Raw genomic sequence first — 19297 nt, 5'->3', positions numbered from 1 at the left:
TTGGACGATATCTGGACCTCTACAATTCCCGCAGACCGCATAGCGCGCTTGACGGCAAGACGCCGGATGCGTTTTACTATCGCAATCTTCCCGCCCTCGAAGAGGCAGCGTAAATGTTTGACCGGGTTACCCGCCGCGCCGCACGCTCTTGCTCTATGCACGGAGCAAGAACGGCGCGGCGGGTAAGCCTACATCCGCAAAGCCCCACCTAACGGCAATGATTTTCTGTCCAACCAAACGGAGCCACTTCTCTGCATCACCCTACGCCGCCCGCCACTTGGCGCTCGGCTCGCAGACCGGGAAGCCGGGGTCGAGCGGGTTGGAGCGGCCGCGGTCGATGATCTGCGCTGAACGCTTCGGATCGAAGCGGGTCGAGAGCACCCACCAGATGCGATCCCAGTCGTCGGCTTCGATATCGTAATCCACCACGATTACCCCCTTCAAGCCATAGTGGCCGCTGGCGGTCGCAATGACCGCATTGCCGACGTGATTGTAGTGACCCGGATACATCTGATTGACCGATACCACGACCCAGAACCGGCCGCACGTTTCCGGCGGAATGTAGACGCTCTGAATTCCCTGTACCTTCATGGTTTCGAGGTCATGCCACAGCGTTGCGGTGCGGTTCAGCGACTGGATCATGTGGTTGTCGTTGATCGGCTTACTTCACCAAAAACAGCTCATCGTCCATCGCATCACTCGGCCTTTCGCTGCCTGCCGGATTGGCCGGGTACTGCCCGTTTTTTAATTCTTGTATTTTCCACAGCAAATTTCTCGTTTGTCATCTGTCATATCAAACAGCATCTAATGCCAGCACAGCGGATGCGGTTCGATCGACAGCCAAGAAGGTGAAAAGTTGAACCGCATGGAGCCAATGGAGACAAGCCGACGACAGCTTCATTTAGTTGTATTTTGTCATCTATTGCAAGACTATAATGGGAAGTGGAATGCAACTCGAATCTTTACACCGCAAAGGGAAAATACTATGAAAAAAATCCGTATTGGCGTAATCGGCGCTGGCGAAACCGGCACCCCGCTCTTGAAGCAACTGCTCAACACCAACTTTGTCGAAGTGGTCGGCGTGGCTGATCTGAACCAGGAAATGCCGGGCATCAAGCTAGCGCACGAACACGGCGTTATGACGACCACCAATTTTATGGACATTGCGCAACTAGGCAACGGCGTCGACATCCTGATCGATGTTACCGGCGTGGCGAAGGTACGCGAGCAGTTACGCGATCATTTTCAAAAAAGCAACAACCATCATACGATCATCATGCATGAACTGATCGCTGTCCTGATGATGTCGCTGTCCAGAAACGAACTGATTTCCAGCAAGCACGACCAGCACGATTACAATTAATCGACCACGCCCCAGCCCGGTTACCAGGTAACTACCAGCGTGCTGTCTTGACACCAAGACGGTAGGGTCGCGCCACCTTGGTGTGTACCCTTCGCTACCAACCCCGAAAAAGCCGCCCCGAGCGACTTTCTTTTTGCGTTGGTCGTCTTTTGTGCATTTTTTCCTGTTCCAGCCGCTGGCGCGCAGTAATCCCCCCCACCACGCCTGCCCGCTAAATAGGGCGGTTTTGACTCAAATTTCGAAAAATGCCGCGCATAGTGGAAAAACGACCACTCTCCCCAGTGGCAGCTGTTCGAAATTTTTGACACAGATTGACGCGACTGGCGAGGTAATTGATGCAGGCATGGTGACGGCCTATTGCCGCCTGCGCTTGGTGCGTCTTTAATGTAGGCTGAAAATGAAAAAATGGAACACGTTTTTACGCGCTCCCTTAAATCGAAGTTCCAGAAAACTGGAATTCATGTTCCAAAAATTAGCACCTGCTATCGGCTAAAGCCTTGAATTCCCTGGGGTGGCTGATGGGGCTCGAACCAACGACAACAGGAATCACAATCCTGACTAAGTACCATTTATTGCCGTTGATTGCCGTTGATTGCCATTCATAAAATACCGTGTTTCGTTAAAAATCAATAACTTAACTATATTGCGTTGCTTATTTGAATTGATTAACATTGATTCATATATAATGAATTTTCCTACACAGTCCCTACACGGAAGATTCAAGCGATGAAATGGGAAAACTTTACGGCCGGACGTGTGACCGCATTTAAATGTGAGGCCGGTAAGAAGCAGAGCATTTTCTGGGATGGCAAAACGCCGGGTTTGGGTTTGCGTGTAACGGCTGCTGGTGCGAAGTCTTACATATTTGAAACGAGCCTAAACGGCAAGACGCTACGTATTACCATTGGCGACGCAGCAACGTACGCAATTGCCGCTGCGCAAGCTGAGGCTGCCAACTACAAAGCCCAAACCAATAAAGGTATCGACCCGCGCCAGGTAAAAGCCGATGCAAAGGTCGCAACGCAAGCGAGAGCTGCAGAAGCCGAAGCTAAACTTACGAGAGATGCGCGTGAAATGCTCACCCTTGGCCTGGTCTGGCCGCTGCATGTCGAATCGCGCCGCAAACGGTGGAGCGAGTGGCATATCAGGGACCATGAAAACGTCGTGCGTGTTGGTGGCGTGCAAAAGATCCGGGGCAAGGGATTGACCGAGCCGGGGCCGCTTGCATCGTTGCTTGGCGTTCGATTGTCTGACCTGAGCGGCCAACGTATAGGCGAATGGCTCGCCAAGGAAGCCGAAACCCGACCGACACAGGCCGCCCTATCTTTTCGTCTGCTGTCCGTTTTCGTGAACTGGTGCAATTCGCAGTCTGAATATGCCGGGCTGGTGCCTGCCGGTGCATGCAAGGCGCAACAGGTACGCGACGAGATGCCAGGCAAGAAAGCCAAGGAGGGCGACAGCCTGCAACGCGAACAGCTTGCGCTATGGTTTAAAGCTGTTCGTGAAATGGGGAACCCGGTGCAATCCGCTTACCTGCAAGCATTGTTACTCACTGGAGCCCGCCGCCGTGAACTTGGAGCCCTGCGCTGGGATGACGTGGATTTTCAGTGGTTAAGCATGACTATCCGCGACAAGGTGGAAGGCGAGCGCACGATACCGCTAACGCCTTATGTAGCGCAACTGCTAGCCGCACTGCCAAGACGCAATGAGTGGGTGTTCTCAAGCCCTGCCGCCGCCAACGGACGACTCGCAGAGCCAACGCCGGGACATAAGCGCGCATTGGTTGCCGCTGGGTTGCCTGACCTTACCTTGCACGGCCTGCGCCGTTCGTTTGGCTCGCTGGCAGAATGGACCGAGACACCTGCCGGCGTGGTTGCTCAAATCATGGGACACAAGCCGAGCGCTATAGCTGAAAAGCACTACCGCCGCCGTCCGCTGGATCTGTTGCGCATGTGGCACGTCAAGATAGAGGGCTGGATATTAGAGCAGGCCGGCATCGACTTTGTGCCAGTCGCGCCGGGTTTGCGGACAATCAAATAATCCTACATTATCAATATTTAGTATCATAAAGTAGTATCATAAAATATGAATGGCAAACACGCTAAAACGCTTTCCGATATTTTTACTGACCCAGTGAGCGGTTCGCTTGAATGGCGCAAGATTGAAGCCTTATTCGTTGCGTGTGGGGCAAACACAATCGAAGGTAACGGTTCGCGGGTACGGTTTGAGCTCAAAGGCATTGTCGCAACCTTCCATAGGCCACACCCTGAAAAGGATGCAAAGCGATATCAAGTGCGCGACGCGAGAGAGTTTTTGATTAAAGCAGGAGTAACACCATGAACATAATGACGCACAAAGGCTATTTGGCAAAAGTTGAGTATTCCGACGAGGACGAAATCTTTGCAGGAAGACTTGCGGGCATTGATGATATAGTCGGTTTCCATGGTGAATCTGTTGCAGAACTCAAGGCTGCATTCATTGAAGCAGTGGAGGACTATCTCGACACCTGCAAGAAATTGGGCAAGAAACCACAGAAAACCTACTCGGGGAAATTTGTGGTCCGGGTAGAACCAGAGATTCACGCCCGTGCCGTTATCGCAGCACAATCTGAAGGTAAAAGCCTGAATGCGTGGATAGGTGATGCTATTACTGCTAAACAGTTAGCCCATTGCTAACCGTGAATAAAACACCCCGTCCGCATGATGGTGCAGTAGTGGAACTGTTGCGCGACGACCCTGATTTTGCGGATGAATACCTTGCCGCAGCCCTGGACGATGCCGACCAACCCAGAGGCCGGGAAGCCTTGTTAGCGGCGCTGCGCCATGTAGCGAAGCACAAGGCACCGCCGCCTGACGACAATCACTACGGCAAGGAGAATCAACGATGGCACGCATGTTCAACCCGCCGCATCCAGGCCTGATCCTGCGCGACGACGTGCTACCGGCGCTGGGGCTGTCCGTGACCGAGGCAGCACAACAATTGGACGTGAACCGCGTGGCGCTTTCCCGTGTGCTCAATGGCCGTGCTGCCATATCGCCGGAAATGGCTTTGCGCTTGGAGGGCTGGCTAGGCGTGGAAAACGGCGGGCGTGCTGACCTATGGATTGCAGAACAGGCCGCATATGACTTATGGAAAGCCCGCAAAGCTGGAGCGCCGAAAGTACGGCGTGCGGCAATTATCCCGACTTTAACCGCCGCCTGACGGTTTCCTCTGCTTATCTGCAAGGGCTTGATAAAAATAAAAAAGATAACAAATTAATATAAAAAGGTATCTTTTTGAAATATGTTTGCTAAAGTGATCTTTATTGGTGGAAGTCAAAAAGGGATCAAGAAATGACGCCAGAAGAGTTCTCTGAGGTGCTGGATAAACTGAACTGGAAACAGATTGATTTTTGTCGGATGACCGACATACGGAAAACGACTACTAGTCGTTGGATGAATGGAGTTACGCCTATACCTGGATGGGCGGTGCGATTTTTGGCAATGGCCCAGGAAATCAAGCGGCTGTCGAAGCTCATTGAGCCGCAGAAATAAAAAGTAATAAACCGAACCTGACGGCATCAGGTAAAGGCGGCGGCAAGGATGTTCCACCATCCAAACCGCCTAACCACAAACCAAACTTGATAGGAGTTTGAATCATGGCTGACTCTCATTCTACATCGCCCAATTTTTAGCAAGTGCTTGACGATTTAGCGCACTCGCAAATTCTTGCGGCTGAAGCGGGCGAACTCGCATTAAAGCTCTACCACGAAGCATCTGACAGCGCAGAAATCGGCGGAAAATTGTTGGGCCTGGCCGCACTCTCAGAAAAGAGCGTGAGTTTGAATGCGAAGGCGCATGAAATGCTCCAGGAGCTTATCCAAAACGCCTAACTGCCGCTCAGCCCAGGGTGATCGTCATGCAAACCGAGCGCTACTCAACACGGGACAGAAGCTACGGCATCTGGCATCGGGTTAAATCGATTGCGCGATTTTTGTCAGCCCGCCAAGCGGGTGCGCTAACAATGGCTGATTTGGACTCGGTTCTCTTCGCCGAATATAACTATCCGGACAAGCTGCCGCTCTGCCTGATCGAAGTGGCAATGGACATAGGGCAAGAAAAGCCGGCCGGCGTTATCCGAAATCTGGCAAGACTTGCTGACATTCCGGCGTTCGTTGCACTGTACACCCACGCCGAATACCCCAACCCGTCCAATACTAATTGGCCGGACATCGACCACTTCCGTATCAAACGCATTTGGCCGCACCCGGAGGAGTCCTGGCGGGTACTCACGCCCAACGAATGGGCAAAAGCACTTGTGCAGATTCGCGGTTGGCAGTTACGACGCTTTCAGGTCCAAGAGGCCGCAAATGATCCGGAGTACTGAAACGGAATCGAGATCTTTTAGTTGAAGAACCGCGCTGGGCGGAACCCGGTAAAGCGGACGGCAATGATGATACGAACATCACACCGTCCTAACCACATCACTACTAAAGAGGAGTAGCAGCATGGCTAAGAACAATTCTACACAATCCACCTTGGCGCGTTCCGATAGTGAGCCAATCCGGACCGCTTCTATGGATTGCCTGATCGGCTTGATTGATGGCTTTGTGGACGAAATTAGCGAAAAAATTTCCCAGGTTATGGCCGTTGCGCTCGGTGGCGAAGCTTGGGCCGGTCGCGTTAAGGATGATGAAACTTCAACGCGTATGTTTAACATCATTGTCGATATGGCCGGAGAAGCCAGCGCACACTATTCGCTGAAGGATGCGATAGCCGAATTGCGGTACCGGGCATCGGAGCAGGGAAAACAAGCGCAGTAAATGACTAAATCGCCAGGAGTCCACAATGAAACAGCAACAAGAAGCCGCATTATTGAAAGCGTTTCAAGCAATTTTCGACAGCGAAGACAGGCAGTTTCTGCTGGATCTTACCAATAGGATCGCAGCATCCAAAATAAAGCAAAAACCGGCGTTACGCGTGATTGAGGGCGGACGCCAAAAACAGTAACCAGATCAACCAACCGGAAATTCGGTTGGTTTAAATTCAACTCGCCCACCACAATGCACCACTCTTAGGGGAATGCGCCATGGATGCCAGCAAATCTATACAACGCACGATAATCAACGGGTTCGAGTCCGTCACAGTCTTGGATATTGAATGTGTTGCAAACATCACTGTGGAACAGGCCGAAGCAATGGGCGCGTTGTTCCGCACAATTGCAAGACTGACGGATGACAACGAGGTAAAGGCACTTTGCGACCATGGGGCATTACAAGCCGAACTCCAAGCGGGTGATATTGACGTGATACGCGAGCGAGCAATGAAAGCAGGCCTTGTTGCTGAGGTTGATCGGGCGCTATCGGTCAGGTGAGATTTTCACTGGCAACCGACACAAGGACGGTAGCAGGAAAAATACGAGTTCAAAGCTGCATCTAGGTTGATCCCCGAAAAGCCGGCTTCCCTTCCCGGCCTGGTGCCGCTCCTAATTTTAAGGGGCGTCGAAGGGGCGCGTATGAAGATAACTATAAAGATTGAAGCCCAGAAATCGATCTCGATGCAAACTACTAGGAGACGAGAATGACGCAGCCGAAAACAAACCGTTTTGCGCCATACACCATAAACATGGCCGTTTCCGGTTTATCGGGGTTCACAGCACCGTTCGCCCAAGTCTTAAATAGTTATAGCAGTTACTTCAAGGACAAGTGCGTATGGCCTGCAATATGTGATCAAGTTCATGAAGCAGTGGCTGCTTGCGGTCTTGATGTGCAGACTAATCCATTGCGAAAGGCTACATCTGAGCAGCGTAGTGACCGAGATCAACTGATCGCATGCATTAAGGAGTTACGCAACCGCATTGACCCTTTGTATATCCCGCTACCCATGTTGAATACGGCAAGAACTGTCTACCGTCCCTACAAGGATAGTAAGCTGACATTGGACGATGAACTTCGAGATCTGTTGCTGCGCTTACATCACATTCAAAAGCTATTTGAGCCTATCGTAATCCTGACCCCCAAGGAAACGAACCCTGGTAAGCCAGAACTCAAGCAGTTAAAGAAAAAAATTGAAAATATTTTTGATACTTTCGCAAAAGACTCGAGTATCAAAAAATCTGTAAAGATCGATGCCAAGGCAAATTTCGTTCAAGATGTTTTGCTCGTTTTTAATTTGCGCAATGAAACGAAATAAGAAAAGAAAGCCAGTATAAAAAATCACCTGACTTAAACGATTAAAGATTCGTTTTATAGACAGACGCAAAAATTCACCACTGAATAGCGGTGTATCCACTCCGAATCGGGGGTGGATACACCGCTATTTTGCTGTTAGCCCCCATTTTAATATCTGCCTGCCGAGTAACACTTCTTAATGCCGTGGAATGTAAGTGAATTAATAGCGGAAATCGGCACGTTATCAATTCACTTGCCCACTGCATCGAGGGTATCAGTGAGCATTGAAAATGAGCACATTAAAATCTTTAGTAGCACCGGGAAATCTTCCTGCACTTCTAAGCACCAATGAGTTTGCCGCGCCTCAGCGGTGCGCGCCGCAAACTGTACGTAAAAACTATTGTTTGCAGGGACACCATCACGGAGTAAAGCCAATCAAGCAGGCTAGCGGCAGGTTGCTTTGGCGGCTTGAGGACCTGCTGGTACTTCTGAACGGGGGCACGTAATGAGCGGCGCACCACGGAAGCCAAAAAATAAAAAAGTCGCCCCCGGCAAAGGAAAAGCGACTTCAGAAAACAAACTGCCCGCAAATGATACCCCATTAATTGCCGCCAGTATCACCCCAGATATTCTCAGCAACAAATCGACCGCAACGGAAGTACAACTCGAAAAGGTCTTGGTGCTACTTCGTCAAGGTCCAAAGACGACTATCGATCTCCGGAATCACGGAATCATGATGCCGGCGTCCAGGATATTCCAGCTCAAGAACGAATGCAGCCACGTCATCACCAGCGAGTCGGTGACTCTGTACGACATCAATGGTTTCCGGCATAGCAAATGCGCGCGCTATCACTTGATAGCAGAAGCTGGCGCGGAGGCTCAGTCATGACCACGAACCCACCAAGCCTTAGCCGGGCGCTATATGCCCAAAAACGTGCCATGGAACGCCGTCGCTCGATTTGTGGCGGCTATGCCACCTATGAGTGCCGTAAATCCGAATGGGCGTCATCACACCCTGATGCAACGTCGGCCGAGTATGACGCTGCCATGAACCGCATTGCGCGGGAATGCGGGGTCTGACATGGCAAATTCTAATTTCTGGTATGCCAGGCACTTCAAGGACTATGCGGCCAAGACCGCGCATCTTTCCTTGGCCGAGCATGGCGCCTATACCATGCTGCTTGACCACTATTACCAAAGCAACGGAAAACTGATAGCAAATGCTATGGCAATCGCACGCGTTTGCCGATGCCAAACTGAGGAAGAACGTATCGCAGTTCAGTCTGTGCTTGATCAGTTCTTCATTCTTGATGATTCCGGCATGTACCGCAATGACCGGGCAAACAAGGAACTAGGAAACACTACAAACGTAAGCGCAGCGCGGTCTGCCGCGGGAAAGGCTGGTGCAGCGGCACGGTGGAGAAAGTCCGAAGAAATGGCAAGTGCCATGCCTGGGCCATTGGCAAATACAAAGCAAGTTGGATGGCAAAACGATGCACAGCCACAGCCACAACAACATATAAAGAATATGTCCGATAAATCGGATGTCTTGCAAATCCTTGATTACCTGAACCAACAGACCGGGCGCAACTACAGGCCCGTAAAAACCAACATCAGCCTAATTTCTGCCCGCTTGACGGAAGGTGCAAAGCCGGACGAATGCCGCGCCGTGATCGATGCCAAGGTGTCCGCCTGGGCGGACGACGCCAAGATGTCGGAATACCTGCGACCGAAAACCCTGTTCTGCGCTATCAACTTCGCGCAATACGTGGGCGAGCTCTCAACGCGACCAGCGGTGCAATCATGGGAGTGATTCTGCCCTATGGCGCAAAGCCAATCCTTGATGCCCGCAAGCAGGGGCGCCGCCCAAAAGACATGGTGCTGATTTCCATGATTGGACCGCTTCCGGACGAATTGAACCCGGTAGTGGTGGCAGACAAAGACATTCCATACGATTGGAGCTGGGTTAAGGGGCTGCCAGTGTGTTTTTGGACTGAGCCTAAGGGATACACATAGCCATGCACATCTTTGACTGCGCCAAAGCCTCTCCTGGCGCGATCTACGTTTGGGACCGCGCCAACGAAAAGGGCTATGACGTGTCCGTATTGCCGACCATTGAAAGCATTGACCGCCCCCGCGATCAGTGGGACATGCGTATCGATGCCCTGCGCTGGCTGCCTTTTCAAGAAACGCACTTTGCTTTAGGAGAGATGGAGTGCAACTGATACCCGACAACATCGATTTCAACGCCTACCAGGAAGAGCCGGAGACACACAAGGTGCGTTCTGCCAGCGAGTTCCTGCAGGAGACGATTGACGCGTTTTACCTACCCGCCGATGCCGTGATGCCATCCCGCCCATTGTGGGACAAGGCAAACGGAAAAATTGCATTCCGCCCTGGGGAAGTCTCGCTATGGGCCGGCATCAACGGCAGCGGCAAATCCATGGTTCTTTCTCAGGTCGAACTCGATCTGATGATCCAGGGCGAAAAAGTGCTGTCACTGTCCTTTGAAATGCTTCCGGTACGCCAAATGCAGCGGATGAGCAGGCAAGCCTTTGCCGGCGACATGCCATCCAAAGATTTTCTTGGCAATTTTCATGCGTGGACGGATGGCCGGTTGTGGATGTACGACCACAACGGTTCCATCAAATGGGAAAAGGTCATGGCAGTCATGCTCTATGCACAGCAGAAGTTCGGCATTACCCATTTCATCGTTGACAGCCTCATGAAGTGCGTCAAGGGCGAAGACGATTACAACGCCCAGAAGGATTTCGTCAACGAACTGTGTGCCTTTGCCCAAGCCCGAAAAATCCATGTGCACCTGGTCCACCACATGCGCAAGGGCGAAAGCGAAGACAAGGTTCCCGGCAAGTTCGACATCAAGGGCGCTGGCGCCATCACCGACATGGTGGATAACGCTTTCATTGTCTGGCGCAACAAAAGGGCTGAACGAGGAGAGTTAAAGAACGGCGATCCGACCGTCATGCTCAAGTGCGAAAAGCAGCGAAACGGCGAATGGGAGGGAATGCTCGGGTTTTGGTTTGACATGGAATCGATGCAATACCTGGAAAAGATCGACGCCATCCCGCTCCGGTACTCGTTACACCATGTGGCTCATCAAGCAGCCGACTTTCAACACCACAAACAACGCAACTCTAACCAATAAGGAATAAGAGCATGGCAACCATAGACGAACTATCCCGCATTGCTGAAAATACTTTCCCTGCCAACACCCCAGGCGCCATCGGAGCGGAGGCATTAAGGCCCTCTGCATCAGATGCTGTGCCAGCACGATTAGGAGCACCGTCGTCGATTGCGCAAGTCGGCGCAAGCGCGCCGCCGCAATCGCTTGGCATCGGTCCGATTGCTCGCGCAGCCAACTTGGCAAGTATCGGTGGGGCTTCGGGAGATTCGGAATTTGCGCCACGGCTCGGAGCGACACGGCCAGCAGCCACAATTGCAGAAGTAGCTCAAGCACCAGGATTTGGTATTCCCCGACAAACCGGAGGTACTTCGGGAGATTGGGAATCTGAACCAATGCAAGCAACTCCCCAAAGTTCGCCAACGCAGGATGCAGAAATGCGGCGCATCCAGTCGCAAGCAGCCCCGGCTGCCAGCATCACGACCGCACGTACCGCCAACGGCCCATTAAGCGTGCCGATGGCGCAGAAAGCTGCCGGAAATGTACCCACGAACGCGCAGCCACAGGATATTGCAAGTCAGATGAGCGCCTTGATGGAGCAGGGCAATGCCCCGGGCGAAATCGCGCACCAGAAAGCCAGTGCCAGCGGCCTTGCCAACTTATCTGCCGGAGAAGTGCCGACCTTCGTGTTTGGCGATGGCCGCGAAGTGGCAAAAGCCGACATGACGCCAGAAGATCAGGCGGCGCTGGCACGCTGGAATGGCCGGCAGGATCAGCTGTATCAGATACAGGGCGGCAATCAGGACGGGCAAGGGCCGCAAGTGGTTTATACCGGCAAGGGGCCGCTGGTGAATGGGACGCCGACGCCAAGCGGCTTGCTGGCGCCTGGCAGTGAAAAGCAGCGGGATAATTATCTGGCAGCGGCGCAGCAGGGGGCGGTCAATGTGGTTGACCCAATGGGCGCGAAGACAATTCAGGAACTGGCCAAGATATCCCTGGAGAACAAGGGCAAGCTGGATGCGGCGCAGGTAATGGCCGGCGCGCAAAAGGGTGAAATTTATCAGTCATCCAATGGGCCAGTGGTAATCGATAAGCGCACCAACACAGCCCAGCCGGTCACGATGAACGGCGAGTCCTTGGCTCCGAAGCTGAAAGATATCCCGGCACCCATCCAAAAGGCGCTAATAGAGAACAACACGTCGTTGCGTAAAATCGACGCAGCCCTCGCTGCGGTCGAGGCTTATCCTGCTGGACTCGGCGCCTGGAACTATCTCGGTGATACCGTGCGCCAGCGCAGCAATCCCGAGGGCGTCGATGTGCGCGCGTATGTTGGCGACATCGGCTCGCTGAAAATCCATGACCGGTCCGGTGCAGCGGTCACGGCATCGGAAACGCCGCGGCTGAAGCCATTCATCCCTTCTGTGACGGACGATTCGGAGACGGTGAAGAAGAAGCTTGCCCATTTCAAGCAGGAATATGACGGCATCAATCAGGATATCTCTTCAACCTATTCCGCCGAGCAGGGATACAAACAGTTTCCGATCAAGGAGCCAGCCGCACGGTCGGATGCTCCGGAGTCCGGCAAGTCAGGTACTGCATCTACTGCGAAGCCAGCGGCCGCGCCAGTCATCCCGAAGGCAGCTACTGCATTCCTCCAGGCTCATCCGGAAACGCGGGCACACTTTGAAGCAAAATATGGCAAGGATTCGGCTGATTCAATATTGCGCGGCCCCGGCTTTGCCGATGGCGGGTTGATCGGGATTGACGGCCTGACCGACGAGCAGCGCACGGCATTGCAATACGGTACACAGCCAACAACGGTGGGTGCGCCAAAGCAGCAAGCATTTAAGGAGCCGTCAGTCTCTGGTCCCGGAGCGAAACTAATGGACGGCCTGAACGCTGGTGGAACTATTGACCCTAACGGCATAACTATGACGAGTGGTGCTTTCCGTGTCGGCAGTGCTGCCAGTGGCATGGATGACAACGTATTCAATTACAACCTGTCAGGACATACCGCATTAAGTGACCCATTGAAACCATTTTCCGGCATGAACTCTCCAGTCTATTCTGCCTACAAGGACGGCGGCCAGATTCAGGGACCGGGAAGCGGCACCAGCGATTCCGTGCCAGCTATGGTCGATGGCCAGCGGCCGATCAGGGTATCCGACGGCGAGTACATCATTCCGGCAGCAGTAGTGAAAAGACTTGGGACGAAGTATTTCGACAATCTCCTGAAGCAGAATCAGGAGGATCAATGATGGCAAATCCATACGATCAATTCGATGCACCAACGGCCAAGCCGAATGGAATGTTCGACAAGGCACTAGCCGACGAAGGCGTTACTGGTCCGGCCGCCGATGTCGCGCGCTCCATCTATCAACAGGAGTCCGGCTCTGGCCGAAACACAAAGACTTCCAATGCCGGCGCGGTCGGCGGGATGCAAGTCATCCCTGCAACATTCAACCGCATGGCCGATCAGGGTTGGGATATTAATAACCCGGAACATAATGCACGCGCCGGCATTCGCTATATCAAAACATTGAATGAAAGGGCTGGTGGTGATCCTGCCCTGACGGCTGCCGGCTATTACGGCGGCGAGGGTGCCATCGACAAGGCCCGCAAAGGGATTGCCGTTTCCGATCCGCGCAATCCGAATGCGCCGAACACGCTGCAGTACGGGCAGCAGGTCGCCGACAGGCTGCCAAAGCGCAACCCGCTGATGCAAGCTGCTAATGCTGTGACCAGCGCCATCATGCCATCTGCGAATGCGGCAGCGATTTCTGAAGTCAATCCATACGATCAATTCGACATGCCGAGCGGGAAAACTGCTGCGCCAAACCCGTATGATCAGTTCGACCCAACGGCAGCAGCGCAAACCGCCAATCCGGCCGATGGCAATTCATTTTTAACGAATACTGCATTAGGCTTAAAAAAGGGCTTTCCGACCTTGGCATTGGAGTAAAGCAACGCCTTGATGACGGTGCCACCTACCTTGAAAAAAAGTTCGGCGGTCAATCAGTCAATGCAGCACTTGGATTGCAAAACGCTTCCGATATTCAAAAGCAAACCCAATCGTATGTCGATCAAAAGCGCGCCGCCGATGGTCCTCTGATGGAAACCGCGGGCGGTAAAGTTGGCAATTTCATCGGCGCCGCGATACCTGCTGTTGCTGCAGCATTTGTTCCTGGTGGTCAAACATTGGCAGGTTCAGCGATCACTGGCGCTCTGATGGGTGCCGCAGCCCCGACAGCTGCCGGCGAATCGGTTGCTGGTAACACGATTGCCGGCGTGGCAGGCGGAGCTGCAGGGTTCGGAATTGGGAAAGGGATTGGCGCTCTGGCTGGTGCAGTAACCAACAAGGCGACGACAGCAGCAACAACCAACGCTGCCCGGGATACCATCGCAGGCGTGGCAAAAGATGCTGGTTACGTGATTCCGCCCTCGCAGACCAATCCGGGCTTTATCAATGGTGCGCTGGAAGGATTTGCCGGGAAACTGTCCACCGCGCAGAAAGCCTCTGTCAAGAACCAGGCAGTCACGAACCGGCTGGCCGCGCAAGAGCTGGGCCTTAATCCAGCACAGCCGATCACGAAAGATGCGCTAACGCAATTGAGGACGACTGCGGGACAGGCCTATGACAACTTAGGCAATATCGGTGCCATTCCGACCGACAGCACATTCCTGTCAAAAATAGCCGATCTGGGCAAGTCAAACCAGCTGTTAGCCAAGAGTTTCCCGGGCATGGAAAATATCGGAATCGATAAGCTTACTCAGTCGCTCAATCAATCGTCATTCGACTCGGCTGCAGCCGTGGAAGCGCTGAAGCATCTGCGTTTTAGTGGGAACGCGAACAAGATATCACTTGATCCGGCAAACAAGGCTTTGGGGGCAGTTCAAACCAAAGCGGCATCGGCGATTGAAGACTTGATGGATCGGCATTTGAGCAATACCGGCCAGACTGACTTGCTTTCCAATTTCCAAAATGCACGACAGAAAATTGCAAAAACGTACAGCGTAGAGAAGGCACTGAATGACGCGACTGGCAATGTCAACGCCGGACAACTTGCGCAGCAACTGACCAAGGGTAAGCCGCTGTCGGGGGATTTGAAAACGATTGCCCAGGTTGGCGGGGCTTTTCCGAAAGCGCTACAGAACGTCACCAGTTCGATACCAGGCGTGAGCCCGCTCGATTATTTAGGGGCTGGGCTTATGCACGGGATTGGTGGGGTAGCTTCGTTGCTGACGCTGGGCGCTCGCCCGCTCGCCCGCGCAGCAATCCTTTCGAAACCGTATCAGGCTGGTCTCGGTACGCAGGGCTATGCTGGTAGCACAATACTCAACACGTTATCAAGTCAACCCGGCAGAATCGCATTGCAAGCAGCTGGAGCAGTGAAAGGAAGTCAACAAGGAAAGCCCGATCCGTCGAACAACAAGCCCAGTTTTGCCGATGGCGGCTTAATCGGCGCTCTGGGCGCCAATACATCCGCCAAGCCAGGGCTAACAAAGATGCAGAAAGCCAAGGCCGCACGGAAAGGTGCAAGATGAGCGCGAAACTGAAACAGGCCACCAAACTAAAACAAGAAGCACTTCGAGATATGAAGATCGCCGCTACATTGGGCGCTACGGGCGATACCAATTGTGCAGTCGATTTTCATATCGCGGCTACATTCAGCGATGCCGCTGCACAACAAGCGTTTGAAATTGATTTTCTACCCAGCATCATGGCCGGCGAAGTGGTCCCGAACGAATCAGAGCGAGCGGATGAGAAGGGCGGCTGGGCGATACGCGATACGCTAGCCTGCCCGAATGTCGCGGCGATTCAGGCCAGCATCGAACGCACGGATTTACTGACTCAAGGCAATATCGATGTGCTGGCGCTGGGCATTGATGCGGCTCAGTCAGCCAACTGCGATAACAGCCTGGAAAAAATGCTCGCACATCAGTTGGCTTTGACGCACCAGACTTCTTTTAAAGTTCTTGATCAAGCCATGCGGCAGCGCGATAGTGTGGAAATGGCACGATTGCTGAATGCCAGTGCCAGGATGATGACCGTATTTCAGCAAGGGATGCTGACGCTGAATCGCATCAAGAATGGCGGCAATCAAACCGTCACTGTGCAGCACGTTACCGTCAATGGCGGCCAGACGCTGGTGACCGGCAATATGCAGGCTGGGGGGCAGTCCACGTTGACCGGGGGTAAAAAATGAAATGTGGGAACGAGCCCATGCAACTATTCGAGGCGCTCCGTTGCGGCGCCAAGACGAGATCCGGCACGCCGTGTAAGGCGCCGGCCATTAAGGGGAAATGTCGATGCAGGATGCATGGCGGGAATAGCCCTGGCGCTCCCAAGGGCAACCAGAATGCGTTTAAGCATGGCCGATACACGGCGGAACATTTGGTTCAAAGACGGGAGCGTGTGGCCGTCATGGAGGAGTTAAGACGGCTTATAGGGCTTGTGACATCGTAGTTGCTAGCAGGTTCATCTTTAGTAAGAGCCATCGCGATATGCTTCAAGCGCATGGCGACTATTTCGAATCAAAGCAAATCGAGCTTAATCTTGGGATGGTGCGCCAATTAGCTCAATCAACGAGTGGAAAGGAACCGCCTTAGTCGTTTTCCTAGAAAGGCGCCGCGATCATAGGATGCAAGTTGGCGCTCGCGCTTGCATGCTTCAGCTTGCATCCTACGGCGTTTTTTTGCTTCAGGCACTGTAACGAGGAAATAGTATTTTATGCGGCCATCCGGCATCCATCGCTTGAAAAGGTAGACGACCACTGCTGCAATGAAAATAACAGCCATTACCATGAGCGGCCTGAAAACCATTACCCAAAAGGTTGTTGTGTTCATTTAGCTATACTCGCTTGCAGAAGCCGGCTGCAGTGGCGGATTAATTTCAGTTTGCGGGAATGACCGCTTGAACTCTTCCAATGCATCCTCGTAAGCCATAGATATCTGCATGGACTTCTGTACCGCGCAAGAAGCATCAAGAAACTTCATCGCGCCGATTTCACTTGCAGCCTTAAGCCGGACGATTATGGGTAATCGTTCGTTATCGACCACTGACTCGAAGTACCCATCTGCGGATTTTTCGTAGATATTTGGCTCAGGGTATCCGTTTTCACGAAGATAATCAGATAACAGCAAGGCAAGTCTCTTGCGGCCGCCGCCATACGAGAAGACTATCCAAGACCATACGGAATTTTTCGTCCAAATCCCCAGATAGAGAACTTGCAGCCCAATTAATGTTGCGAAAAAACCTATATATCCGCCGCCAAACACCAAGGCCACAATTATGGCGATGATAATGTCTGGGATTGCTCCAAGAGCAGATGCCGACCAGAGAGTGCGCTTCATTCTGGTTTCGAACTGCATGGCTTCCTCCCTAAGGCGACTATATAGTTTATACACCGCTAACAGATTGATAAACCAGTGCCCTGTTTGATTCTTCACAAGGTTCGTCTTGATGCAAGACAAGGCAGATAAATCGCTAGAATCGAGTTTTTTCCAAGACAGGGACGTATAGATCGGGCGTCTGACAACTATTGCAAAACGGCATCTTTAAAACTCCCAGCCCCATTGGGTATCCGCATGATGCCGCTCAGCTCTCACAGAGTATTGCCGGCCAGGCAGTGGCATAAATGTATTCTCGATTTTCTTGATGCCGTCAAATAGCGAAGGCTGAACTTTCACAGTATTCACGGCTGATGCAACGCGTTTTGCAAGTGTTCCGTCAGATATCACTAGATAGGCGCAGACGTCCTTCCGGTTGTTTTTGAAGTGGACGAACACCATGACATAGGCCGCCGCTTGCGAATAACTAGAAGCCAGCATGGCATCAGCATTGAATGCCGATTCCCGTAGCAGTAATGACACTAATGGGTCTGAGGAAGCCTGCGCCGGTAGGCGCTCAGACCATTTGATTGCCCCGTCATCGCCCTCCCTCTCTTGGTCAATGCGAACAGATTTCCGCATATGCCAGTCGCCGCGCCGTACATTTGCCAAGTTGACCGCTTTAATGACCAGTACTTGATCTACCGGATCAGAAAAGTCGATTTCACGCCCGCGCCTGTTCCCGATTTCGTGGGCAACGAGCCATGCGTCTTGCTGTACGTCTTCGGCAGTTACTTCGTAATGGGCGGCTTTCGCTATCCTCTGGAAGTTGTGTTTCATCTTACTCAGGAACGATTGGAAAAATCGGAACATTTCAATTTATGATTTTGATTCAGTAGTGTCCCAACGTTCGTCATAGGAGAGAGAGCTGAAATTGCTCATTTCCCGCATCAGAATTTTCAGTGGGCGGTGCAAGTAGTTGATTTATTGGCGTTGTTTCAAACATGGTCAGGCTCAGGATTTGTAGAATTTCGTAAAGGCTGTGAGGCAAATGCAGACGTTTCTTGACGATAGCGATGAGGATGTAAGTAGCGACCGCGATCCATATTTGCGTCTTGACGGCATTCTCGCTGGTCCCCAAAAAGGCTTTGATACGCAAATGTTGCTTGATCCATTTGAAGAACAATTCGACCTGCCAGCGTTGCTTGTAAAGTGCCGCGATCATTTCTGGCTTGAGAGCGAAATTGTTGGTCAAGAAAATGATGCGCTTTCCGGCCTCGTCCTTGACCACGACGCGCCGCAGCGTTGCCGGATAGTCCTTGCTCGAATAGAAAACCGTCAGTACGCCCGTTTGATCGCACATGACGTTGGTCGTGGTTCGATCGACCGGATGCGAATATCGCCGTTTGAACTTGGTGTTGCTTTTGGCTCGCGTGACAAAGAAGGCGTTCATCATATGCAACTTGTACAGTCTGGCGAAATCCAGATAGCCGCGATCCATCAGGTAATACGCGCCGGGCTCGATCGCCAGGTCGTCGAGAATATTGACCTCGTGGGTCTTGCCGTCGGTGATGTGAATGAAGCTGGGGATAGAGCCGCGCAGATCGAGCAGCGTGTGCAATTTGATTGCTGTCTTGGCAGATCGGAACGGTGCCCACGGATACACCGACAAACACAGATCGATCGTCGTGGCGTCGAACGCATAAACCGTCGCGTCGAGGTCCACACCAAACGGTTCGCTGGCATACAGTGGGCGGGCCATCGCAATCAGATGCTGAGCAAGATCGGCATAGATTTGCCAGGGTCGCGTAGCGTTCGCGTTGGCCAGCGTATTGCGAGAAATCGTCGAACATCGAAATCCCATGTGGTACAGCCGATGCGCTTGTGCGCGCAAATTGACTTCGATATCGCGCAACGATTCTCGATAGGTCAACTGCGCAAACGCCATGGCGAAGAATTGATCCAGACAGGAAAAATTCTTGACCTTGTACTCGCCCCGATGGGCTGCCACGCAGCGCCGAAAGGTGGTCAACGGCAGATAGGTCATCAGCTGCGAGAAAACGAGCTTGCCTTGATGCATAGGAGCCTTCGGCGGAAATCCGCAAAAAGCGCCAATTTTGCGCCTCGACGTTCAAATCGAGACCAAACCAAAACATCAATTTATACAAGCGAATCATTAACTTACGAACTCCTGACGTGAAAACGCTGGGACACTACTGATTTTGATTATTCAATGCAAGCTGATTTTGAACGAGGTGCCAGAAATAAGAAAGGTCGTTTTCAGAGCATCATTACATCAAAAAATACATTCAAT

General features: G+C 52.5%; 27 protein-coding genes. 22 read left to right on the top strand and 5 right to left on the bottom strand.

Annotation, left to right across the window (positions count from 1 at the left end):
• Nucleotides 1–261: 261 nt before the first annotated feature.
• On the bottom strand, nt 262–642 hold the full coding sequence (locus tag HMCN_RS0113120; RefSeq protein ID WP_025917822.1) for a UbiD family decarboxylase domain-containing protein: 381 nt from the start codon (nt 640–642) through the stop codon (nt 262–264).
• A 343-nt stretch (nt 643–985) separates the two neighbouring features.
• Between HMCN_RS0113120 and HMCN_RS0113110 the strand changes: the two genes are divergently transcribed.
• The 22 genes from HMCN_RS0113110 (at nt 986) to HMCN_RS20045 (ending at nt 16120) form a co-directional block, all read left to right on the top strand.
• Nucleotides 986–1363 carry an oxidoreductase gene (locus HMCN_RS0113110; protein ID WP_025917821.1) on the top strand — a complete coding sequence of 126 codons (378 nt, stop codon included), beginning with the start codon at nt 986–988 and terminating at the stop codon, nt 1361–1363.
• 726 nt (nt 1364–2089) lie between these two features.
• A complete protein-coding gene (locus tag HMCN_RS0113105; protein ID WP_025917820.1) occupies nt 2090–3403 on the top strand; it encodes a site-specific integrase in 1314 nt (437 codons plus the stop codon).
• 45 nt (nt 3404–3448) lie between these two features.
• Nucleotides 3449–3703, top strand: a complete 255-nt coding sequence (locus HMCN_RS18775; RefSeq protein ID WP_081801511.1) for a type II toxin-antitoxin system HicA family toxin — start codon at nt 3449–3451, stop codon at nt 3701–3703.
• A complete protein-coding gene (locus tag HMCN_RS0113100; protein ID WP_025917819.1) occupies nt 3700–4038 on the top strand; it encodes a type II toxin-antitoxin system HicB family antitoxin in 339 nt (112 codons plus the stop codon). Before HMCN_RS18775 ends, HMCN_RS0113100 begins: the two co-directional genes overlap by 4 nt.
• A gap of 2 nt (nt 4039–4040) precedes the next feature.
• Nucleotides 4041–4283 (top strand): DNA-binding protein, encoded by a 243-nt coding sequence (locus tag HMCN_RS19645; RefSeq protein WP_193366419.1) that lies wholly within the window; start codon nt 4041–4043, stop codon nt 4281–4283.
• Complete coding sequence (locus HMCN_RS0113095; RefSeq protein WP_025917818.1) at nt 4247–4564, top strand: HigA family addiction module antitoxin; 318 nt, start codon at nt 4247–4249, stop codon at nt 4562–4564. Before HMCN_RS19645 ends, HMCN_RS0113095 begins: the two co-directional genes overlap by 37 nt.
• Nucleotides 4565–4695: 131 nt before the next feature.
• Nucleotides 4696–4896, top strand: coding sequence for a hypothetical protein (locus tag HMCN_RS0113090; protein WP_025917817.1), 201 nt, complete (start codon nt 4696–4698; stop codon nt 4894–4896).
• Nucleotides 4897–5039: 143 nt separating this feature from the next.
• Entirely contained in the window at nt 5040–5234 is a 195-nt protein-coding gene (locus HMCN_RS0113085) for a hypothetical protein (RefSeq protein ID WP_025917816.1), read from the top strand.
• 26 nt (nt 5235–5260) lie between these two features.
• Nucleotides 5261–5728, top strand: coding sequence for a hypothetical protein (locus HMCN_RS0113080; protein WP_025917815.1), 468 nt, complete (start codon nt 5261–5263; stop codon nt 5726–5728).
• Nucleotides 5729–5849: 121 nt separating this feature from the next.
• On the top strand, nt 5850–6164 hold the full coding sequence (locus HMCN_RS0113075) for a hypothetical protein (protein ID WP_155837574.1): 315 nt from the start codon (nt 5850–5852) through the stop codon (nt 6162–6164).
• Nucleotides 6165–6189: 25 nt separating this feature from the next.
• The gene (locus HMCN_RS19385; RefSeq protein WP_155837573.1) at nt 6190–6351 is read left to right on the top strand and encodes a hypothetical protein; all 162 of its coding nucleotides are present in this window, start codon (nt 6190–6192) and stop codon (nt 6349–6351) included.
• Nucleotides 6352–6430: 79 nt separating this feature from the next.
• Entirely contained in the window at nt 6431–6715 is a 285-nt protein-coding gene (locus HMCN_RS0113065; RefSeq protein ID WP_025917813.1) for a hypothetical protein, read from the top strand.
• A gap of 206 nt (nt 6716–6921) precedes the next feature.
• Entirely contained in the window at nt 6922–7533 is a 612-nt protein-coding gene (locus HMCN_RS0113060) for a hypothetical protein (protein ID WP_025917812.1), read from the top strand.
• Nucleotides 7534–8016: 483 nt separating this feature from the next.
• A complete protein-coding gene (locus tag HMCN_RS17760; protein ID WP_035627062.1) occupies nt 8017–8400 on the top strand; it encodes a helix-turn-helix domain-containing protein in 384 nt (127 codons plus the stop codon).
• A 192-nt stretch (nt 8401–8592) separates the two neighbouring features.
• Nucleotides 8593–9324: a DUF1376 domain-containing protein gene (locus tag HMCN_RS0113050; protein ID WP_155837572.1), complete on the top strand. Its 732-nt coding sequence runs from the start codon at nt 8593–8595 to the stop codon at nt 9322–9324.
• Nucleotides 9325–9529: 205 nt separating this feature from the next.
• Nucleotides 9530–9736 carry a hypothetical protein gene (locus HMCN_RS0113040; RefSeq protein WP_025917809.1) on the top strand — a complete coding sequence of 69 codons (207 nt, stop codon included), beginning with the start codon at nt 9530–9532 and terminating at the stop codon, nt 9734–9736.
• On the top strand, nt 9727–10677 hold the full coding sequence (locus HMCN_RS0113035) for an AAA family ATPase (RefSeq protein WP_025917808.1): 951 nt from the start codon (nt 9727–9729) through the stop codon (nt 10675–10677). Before HMCN_RS0113040 ends, HMCN_RS0113035 begins: the two co-directional genes overlap by 10 nt.
• An 11-nt stretch (nt 10678–10688) precedes the next feature.
• Nucleotides 10689–12911 (top strand): hypothetical protein, encoded by a 2223-nt coding sequence (locus HMCN_RS0113030; RefSeq protein WP_155837571.1) that lies wholly within the window; start codon nt 10689–10691, stop codon nt 12909–12911.
• A gap of 50 nt (nt 12912–12961) precedes the next feature.
• Entirely contained in the window at nt 12962–13615 is a 654-nt protein-coding gene (locus HMCN_RS18355; RefSeq protein ID WP_162174148.1) for a lytic transglycosylase domain-containing protein, read from the top strand.
• 74 nt (nt 13616–13689) lie between these two features.
• Nucleotides 13690–15198, top strand: coding sequence for a hypothetical protein (locus tag HMCN_RS0113010; protein WP_155837570.1), 1509 nt, complete (start codon nt 13690–13692; stop codon nt 15196–15198).
• Nucleotides 15195–15860: a hypothetical protein gene (locus HMCN_RS18350; protein ID WP_025917804.1), complete on the top strand. Its 666-nt coding sequence runs from the start codon at nt 15195–15197 to the stop codon at nt 15858–15860. Before HMCN_RS0113010 ends, HMCN_RS18350 begins: the two co-directional genes overlap by 4 nt.
• A complete protein-coding gene (locus HMCN_RS20045; protein ID WP_025917803.1) occupies nt 15857–16120 on the top strand; it encodes an HGGxSTG domain-containing protein in 264 nt (87 codons plus the stop codon). Before HMCN_RS18350 ends, HMCN_RS20045 begins: the two co-directional genes overlap by 4 nt.
• A 116-nt stretch (nt 16121–16236) precedes the next feature.
• On the opposite strand, the gene HMCN_RS0112995 is transcribed toward HMCN_RS20045, so the two are convergent.
• The 4 genes from HMCN_RS0112995 to HMCN_RS0112980 form a co-directional block, all read right to left on the bottom strand.
• The gene (locus HMCN_RS0112995; RefSeq protein ID WP_025917802.1) at nt 16237–16500 is read right to left on the bottom strand and encodes a hypothetical protein; all 264 of its coding nucleotides are present in this window, start codon (nt 16498–16500) and stop codon (nt 16237–16239) included.
• Nucleotides 16501–17025, bottom strand: coding sequence for a hypothetical protein (locus HMCN_RS0112990; protein WP_155837569.1), 525 nt, complete (start codon nt 17023–17025; stop codon nt 16501–16503).
• 186 nt (nt 17026–17211) lie between these two features.
• Entirely contained in the window at nt 17212–17823 is a 612-nt protein-coding gene (locus tag HMCN_RS18345; protein WP_155837568.1) for a hypothetical protein, read from the bottom strand.
• Nucleotides 17824–17896: 73 nt separating this feature from the next.
• The gene (locus HMCN_RS0112980) at nt 17897–19063 is read right to left on the bottom strand and encodes an IS4 family transposase (protein WP_025917799.1); all 1167 of its coding nucleotides are present in this window, start codon (nt 19061–19063) and stop codon (nt 17897–17899) included.
• Nucleotides 19064–19297 lie beyond the last annotated feature (234 nt).

Origin of the sequence: Herminiimonas sp. CN (genome assembly GCF_000622895.1) — a bacterium.
GTDB lineage: Bacteria > Pseudomonadota > Gammaproteobacteria > Burkholderiales > Burkholderiaceae_D > AVCC01.
This window is presented reverse-complemented; position numbering and strand designations above follow the sequence as displayed.

Excerpts from the sequence above, each read along its gene's own strand:
- HMCN_RS0113120 (WP_025917822.1), bottom strand. The coding sequence starts at position 642 with ATGATCCAGTCGCTGAACCGCACCGCAACGCTGTGGCATGACCTCGAA.
- HMCN_RS0113110 (WP_025917821.1), top strand. The coding sequence starts at position 986 with ATGAAAAAAATCCGTATTGGCGTAATCGGCGCTGGCGAAACCGGCACC.
- HMCN_RS0113105 (WP_025917820.1), top strand. The coding sequence starts at position 2,090 with ATGAAATGGGAAAACTTTACGGCCGGACGTGTGACCGCATTTAAATGT.
- HMCN_RS18775 (WP_081801511.1), top strand. The coding sequence starts at position 3,449 with ATGAATGGCAAACACGCTAAAACGCTTTCCGATATTTTTACTGACCCA.
- HMCN_RS0113100 (WP_025917819.1), top strand. The coding sequence starts at position 3,700 with ATGAACATAATGACGCACAAAGGCTATTTGGCAAAAGTTGAGTATTCC.
- HMCN_RS0113095 (WP_025917818.1), top strand. The coding sequence starts at position 4,247 with ATGGCACGCATGTTCAACCCGCCGCATCCAGGCCTGATCCTGCGCGAC.
- HMCN_RS0113090 (WP_025917817.1), top strand. The coding sequence starts at position 4,696 with ATGACGCCAGAAGAGTTCTCTGAGGTGCTGGATAAACTGAACTGGAAA.
- HMCN_RS0113080 (WP_025917815.1), top strand. The coding sequence starts at position 5,261 with ATGCAAACCGAGCGCTACTCAACACGGGACAGAAGCTACGGCATCTGG.
- HMCN_RS0113075 (WP_155837574.1), top strand. The coding sequence starts at position 5,850 with ATGGCTAAGAACAATTCTACACAATCCACCTTGGCGCGTTCCGATAGT.
- HMCN_RS19385 (WP_155837573.1), top strand. The coding sequence starts at position 6,190 with ATGAAACAGCAACAAGAAGCCGCATTATTGAAAGCGTTTCAAGCAATT.
- HMCN_RS0113065 (WP_025917813.1), top strand. The coding sequence starts at position 6,431 with ATGGATGCCAGCAAATCTATACAACGCACGATAATCAACGGGTTCGAG.
- HMCN_RS0113060 (WP_025917812.1), top strand. The coding sequence starts at position 6,922 with ATGACGCAGCCGAAAACAAACCGTTTTGCGCCATACACCATAAACATG.
- HMCN_RS17760 (WP_035627062.1), top strand. The coding sequence starts at position 8,017 with ATGAGCGGCGCACCACGGAAGCCAAAAAATAAAAAAGTCGCCCCCGGC.
- HMCN_RS0113050 (WP_155837572.1), top strand. The coding sequence starts at position 8,593 with ATGGCAAATTCTAATTTCTGGTATGCCAGGCACTTCAAGGACTATGCG.
- HMCN_RS0113040 (WP_025917809.1), top strand. The coding sequence starts at position 9,530 with ATGCACATCTTTGACTGCGCCAAAGCCTCTCCTGGCGCGATCTACGTT.
- HMCN_RS0113030 (WP_155837571.1), top strand. The coding sequence starts at position 10,689 with ATGGCAACCATAGACGAACTATCCCGCATTGCTGAAAATACTTTCCCT.
- HMCN_RS18355 (WP_162174148.1), top strand. The coding sequence starts at position 12,962 with ATGTTCGACAAGGCACTAGCCGACGAAGGCGTTACTGGTCCGGCCGCC.
- HMCN_RS18350 (WP_025917804.1), top strand. The coding sequence starts at position 15,195 with ATGAGCGCGAAACTGAAACAGGCCACCAAACTAAAACAAGAAGCACTT.
- HMCN_RS20045 (WP_025917803.1), top strand. The coding sequence starts at position 15,857 with ATGAAATGTGGGAACGAGCCCATGCAACTATTCGAGGCGCTCCGTTGC.
- HMCN_RS0112995 (WP_025917802.1), bottom strand. The coding sequence starts at position 16,500 with ATGAACACAACAACCTTTTGGGTAATGGTTTTCAGGCCGCTCATGGTA.
- HMCN_RS0112990 (WP_155837569.1), bottom strand. The coding sequence starts at position 17,025 with ATGCAGTTCGAAACCAGAATGAAGCGCACTCTCTGGTCGGCATCTGCT.
- HMCN_RS18345 (WP_155837568.1), bottom strand. The coding sequence starts at position 17,823 with ATGAAACACAACTTCCAGAGGATAGCGAAAGCCGCCCATTACGAAGTA.
- HMCN_RS0112980 (WP_025917799.1), bottom strand. The coding sequence starts at position 19,063 with ATGCATCAAGGCAAGCTCGTTTTCTCGCAGCTGATGACCTATCTGCCG.